This is a genomic window from Bacillus sp. 05T31, from assembly GCF_056396725.1.
Genome location: NZ_JBFTMA010000976.1, coordinates 1 through 1,200, shown reverse-complemented (window position 1 = coordinate 1,200; position 1,200 = coordinate 1). Strand labels below are relative to the sequence as shown.

Here is a 1,200-nt window from a genome sequence, read left to right as displayed (position 1 = left end):
CTCCCTTGAATCAATATCGGTAGTATAATTTTTAATTAATTTAGCCATATGCATTACATACGTATTATGAATATTTTGTTCTGAGAGCAAGGTTGATTTACAGCACATGTAATGTATCATTTTGGCGATTTCTTCTCTCTCTTCAGATTTTACACCAAGCGGGATAACTTCGAGTATGTACTGMTGTACTATCTCATTACAATCTAATTCGTATGCAGCCGTGCTATAGTAAATTCCCATTTGATCTACAAATAATCTCGTTTCATTCATAACATGTTCTTGGTCTCTAACAATATAGTTCGGTACATCTGAGTTAGTATTAATTCTAATTATGTTTATATCCTCTTTTAAATTTGAGATTATTTCAGGTGAAACCCCAATATTAACGCTTTTATTTTGCAATTCCTCTATCCAATATTTCCTCATATTGGCATCTACAATAAAATAAACTTCTTTATTTTGTTTATGTGCATCTTGTGAAATTTCAACTAATGTTTCTGACATAAATTGTTTAAAACTGACTCCTATATCATTCCTTTTTGATGGTTGTGGTAAAAACACTTTATTATTACCTATATTCAATAAAGTATGATCAATTGTGCCCCATTCTTCTTGACCATATAATTTATATAATATTTCTCTCCCATTTATTTTTGAAAAAATAGGTAAGAAATCATATTTAGACATTTTCTCAATTGATAAATTTACAATTATCCCCGGTAATTTTATCTTATTCCAACTACACTTTAAGAACCCCTTTTGTTCTAACAAACTAAGAATGGCATTAATAATTTCTTTTTTAGATACACTTTGTCCGATAAATAAATTAATAAATGCTGAAATACGTTCCGTTTGAGCGAATCCTTCCCGAATAATTTGCTTTGGATTAATTTTTTCGCGACCATCACAATTTTTTATTGCAATTAATGCTAATTTCATTTCATTTTGCTCACCTGCCGTAGCATGTACAGCTTTTACGACATCGTCTACTAGTTTCTTTTTGTTTTTATGACTATATTGCATTCTATATGGATTTTGTAACAATTTCCTAATGTTATATCTTACTATTTTTAACAACACCGGATTGTCTGCATTTAATACATAGGAGGAATCTCCGTTTTGAGCTAAAACTATTTTGCTATCTAATAACGCTTGTTCGTTTTGAGCTAAAACTATTTTGCTATCTAATAACGCTTGTTC

The 1,200-nt window shown here is 29.7% G+C and carries 1 protein-coding gene; it reads right to left on the bottom strand.

Translation table 11 applies throughout. The features are described from left to right. On the bottom strand, positions 1-1,200 hold a 1,200-nt coding region (locus tag AC1DJR_RS30460; protein WP_477004306.1), incomplete at both ends, for an RNaseH domain-containing protein.